3 protein-coding genes are annotated in these 3,937 nt (G+C 72.8%); 1 reads left to right on the forward strand and 2 read right to left on the reverse strand.

The window, feature by feature from the left end; genetic code table 11:
- Window positions 1-2,148: DEAD/DEAH box helicase (locus tag ACFWBT_RS42160; protein WP_385709886.1), on the reverse strand; the 2,148-nt coding region annotated here is incomplete at its 3' end.
- A 278-nt stretch (window positions 2,149-2,426) separates the two neighbouring features.
- On the opposite strand from ACFWBT_RS42160, the gene ACFWBT_RS42165 reads away from it, so the two are divergent.
- Window positions 2,427-3,188 carry a ferritin-like fold-containing protein gene (locus ACFWBT_RS42165; protein WP_385709889.1) on the forward strand — a complete coding sequence of 254 codons (762 nt, stop codon included), beginning with the start codon at window positions 2,427-2,429 and terminating at the stop codon, window positions 3,186-3,188.
- A 223-nt stretch (window positions 3,189-3,411) separates the two neighbouring features.
- Here the strand turns inward: ACFWBT_RS42165 and ACFWBT_RS42170 are convergent, their stop codons facing one another.
- Window positions 3,412-3,681 (reverse strand): hypothetical protein, encoded by a 270-nt coding sequence (locus ACFWBT_RS42170; protein WP_385709892.1) that lies wholly within the window; start codon window positions 3,679-3,681, stop codon window positions 3,412-3,414.
- Window positions 3,682-3,937: the final 256 nt, after the last annotated feature.

Raw genomic sequence — 3,937 nt, forward strand, 5'->3', positions numbered from 1 at the left:
CCGGCGGCGGACGGGCTTGGCCTCGGTCGCCTCGGCGGCCTCGGCCGTGTCCGTGACGGTGCTCGCGGCCTTGGCCCGCGTACGCCGCGGCTTGGCCTCGGCGACCGCCTCGGCGACCTCGGTGGCGGCGGCCTCGACCGTGTCGACCACGGCCTCCGCGGCCTTACGGGTCCGGCGCCGCACGGGCTTGGCCGGAGCCTCGGTGACCTCGGCGGCCTCGGCGACGGTCTCCGCCGCGGGCGCCGTCTCGGCGGCCTTGCGGGTCCGACGGCGGGCCGGCTTGGCCGGAGCCTCGGCGGCGATCTCGGTGGCGATCTCGGTGGCGACGTTCTCGACCACGGCCTCGGCAGCGGTCACCGCCGCCTCCGCCGTCTCGACGACGGTGTCGGCGGTCCTGCGGTTCCGCCGACGGCGCGGCTGGGCCGGCTCGTCGGCGACGCCCTCGGCCGTCGCGACGGCGACCTCGGCGGCCTCGGCCACCGGGGTGGCCACGGCAGCGGCCGCCACCGGCTCGGAGCCCGTTCCACCGCGCGTACGCCGACGGCGGCGAGGCGTGCGGGGCTCGGTGGCCTCGACGGACGCGGGAGCGTCCGTGGCGGCCTCGGGCGACGTGGACGGGGACGTGGACGTCTCGTCCAGCGACGCACCGTTGCGCGTACGACGGCGCTGGCGGGGCGGGCGCGGCGAGCGCTCACGCTCGCGCTCGGGGGCCGACGGCGCCGCCGAACGGCCACCGCGGCCACGCGGACCGCCACGGCCACCGGTCTCGCCGAGGTCCTCGACCTCTTCGGCCGAGAGGCCGGCGCGGGTGCGCTCGGATCGCGGCAGGACACCCTTGGTGCCTACCGGGATCTTCAGCTCCTCGAAGAGGTGCGGGGACGTGGAGTACGTCTCCGGCGGGTTGCCGAAGCCGAGGTCCAGCGCCTTGTTGATCAGCTGCCAGCGCGGGATGTCGTCCCAGTCGACCAGGGTGATCGCGATGCCCTTGGCACCCGCGCGGCCGGTGCGGCCGATGCGGTGCAGGTACGTCTTCTCGTCCTCGGGGGACTGGTAGTTGATGACGTGGGTGACACCCTCGACGTCGATACCGCGGGCCGCGACGTCGGTGCAGACGAGGACGTCGACCTTGCCGTTGCGGAAGGCGCGCAGCGCCTGCTCGCGGGCGCCCTGGCCGAGGTCGCCGTGGACCGCGCCGGAGGCGAAGCCGCGCTGCTGGAGCTGGTCGGCGAGGTCGGCCGCCGTGCGCTTGGTGCGGCAGAAGACCATGGCCAGGCCGCGGCCGTCGGCCTGCAGTATGCGGGCGACCAGCTCGGGCTTGTCCATGTTGTGCGCGCGGTAGACGAACTGCGCGGTGTTGCGGACCGTCGCGCCCGAGTCGTCCGGCTCGGAGGCGCGGATGTGCGTGGGCTGCGACATGTAGCGGCGCGCGAGACCGATGACCGCGCCCGGCATGGTCGCCGAGAACAGCATCGTCTGACGGCGGGCCGGCAGCATGTTCATGATCTTCTCGACGTCGGGCAGGAAGCCCAGGTCGAGCATCTCGTCGGCCTCGTCGAGGACGAGCGCCTTGATGTGCTTGAGGTTGAGCTTCTTCTGGCCCGCGAGGTCCAGCAGTCGGCCCGGGGTGCCGACGATGACGTCGACGCCCTTCTTCAGGGCCTCCACCTGGGGCTCGTACGCCCGGCCGCCGTAGATGGCGAGAACGCGCACGTTGCGGACCTTGCCCGCGGTCAGCAGGTCGTTGGTCACCTGGGTGCACAGCTCGCGCGTCGGGACGACGACGAGGGCCTGCGGGGCGTCGGTGAGCTGCTCGGGCTTGGCCCGGCCCGCCTCGACGTCCGCGGGGACGGTGACGCGCTCCAGAAGCGGGAGGCCGAAGCCCAGCGTCTTGCCGGTGCCGGTCTTGGCCTGGCCGATGACGTCGCTGCCCGATAGGGCGACGGGGAGCGTCATCTCCTGGATGGGGAAGGGGTTGATGATGCCGACGGCCTCAAGGGCTTCGGCGGTCTCAGGAAGGATTCCGAGGTCTCGGAAAGTCGTAGTCAGGGTGCTGCCTCTTCTGTGTACGCGGTGCGAGGCGAGCGCGGGGGTCGTGTCGGGACCGTGCCGGGGACGTCGGCCGCTCTTGACGGGCGGGCCGAGTGGCATGGGACCACTGCCGACGCTCGAGCTCTCGTGCCGCTGAGGGTTCCCTCCGGATGCCGTACGCAATGTGCCGTACCGACGAGGAGGGCTGTCGGGTCGGAGCCGATCGGGCCACCGACCGGGCATCCTCATTCGTGCGGCCCGTCGAATTTACTCGCCGGGCGCATTACCACCATACCCCGGAATCACGCACATGCGATGGCCGATTTGGTCACGTAGTCGTCGTCACACTGGTTGACCAGGGACTTCCCTCGTGCTGTGAGCGGGCTATTGTGCGCTTCATGACGACGCCTGACAACGCCGCTGAGAAGCCCGCCGAGGCCCCCGCCGACACCGCTCCCGCGGCCACCGGAGTAGCCGCGCAGGACTGGGACACTGCCTCGGCCGACCCGCAGTACCGGGCCGCGGTCGTGGACCTGCTCGGAGCGCTCGCGTACGGCGAGCTCGCGGCGTTCGAGCGGCTCGCGGAGGACGCCAAGCTGGCGCCCACGCTCAGCGACAAGGCGGAACTGGCGAAGATGGCGTCGGCCGAGTTCCACCACTTCGAGCAGCTGCGGGACCGGCTCGCCGCGGTCGGCGCGGAGCCGACGCAGGCCATGGAACCGTTCGTCGCCGCGCTCGACGGCTTCCACAGGCAGACGGCTCCCTCGGACTGGCTCGAAGGGCTCGTCAAGGCGTACGTCGGCGACTCGATCGCCAGTGACTTCTACCGTGAGGTCGCGGCCCGCCTCGACTCGGACACCCGCGGGCTCGTCCTCGGCGTCCTCGACGACACCGGTCACGCCGGCTTCGCCATCGAGAAGGTGCGCGCGGCGATCGACGCCGACCCGCGGGTGGGGGGCCGGCTCGCGCTGTGGGCGCGACGGCTGATGGGCGAGGCCCTGTCCCAGTCGCAGCGCGTGGTCGCCGACCGTGACGCCCTGTCGACGATGCTCGTGGGCGGCGTCGCGGACGGCTTCGATCTCGCGGAGGTCGGCCGGATGTTCTCCCGGATCACCGAGGCGCACACCAAGCGGATGGCCGCACTCGGCCTCGCGGCCTAGACCCGCCTCGCGGCCTAGACCCGCCTCGCGGCCTAGACCCGCCTCGCGGCCTAGACCCGCCTCGCGGTCAGGCCCTGCCCTGGGTGCCCCACGGCGCCCAGGATCTGGCCCACGGCCCAGGGACTGCCCGGGGAGGGGGCCCTCGGGCGGGGTCCGTCCGGGAGACGTCCTTACGTCCTAGCCGCGCGGTTCGCGGTCGCGGGAGCGGGGCCTGCGGAACGGGCTACGCCGTCGCCGAGCGGCGTCGAAAACGTTCCTCCGGCCGGAGCAGCAGCGACAGCAGCGCCGCGGCGACGGCCGCCGCGCCGATCAGGATGACCAGCCAGTGGCCGGAGCCCAGGGCCGTGTGCGTCAGGAAGGCGCCGAACAGGGCTCCTGCCACGCCGGTCGACAGGACCAGGCTGCGGGCGGGCAACCGGTGGGGCAGGCGGTAGGCCGCCGCCCACGCCAGCGCGAGACCGAGCAGCGCTGAGCCGAGCGCTTCCAAGAACATGGTGGGGGTCCCTCCCGCACAGCCGGGGCAAATCGGTCGTAGCCGCTCCTACCCCTGACGTGCGGAACGCAATCCTCCTCCGTGTCTGTCCTGTGCTCCGTCTGTGGACGTGATGCGGGGAGGCGCGGCCGGGCGTGCGGCGGACGGGAGCGAGCGCGGAGGGGTGCGCGAAGGGGCCGGGGACCGTTTAACCGGGCCCATAGCGTACCACAACCATTCCCAACAGAGCGCTGTAAACCACCATTCGCGGCGAGGG

The organism is Streptomyces sp. NPDC060027 (assembly GCF_042737005.1).
Taxonomy (GTDB): Bacteria; Actinomycetota; Actinomycetes; order Streptomycetales; family Streptomycetaceae; genus Streptomyces.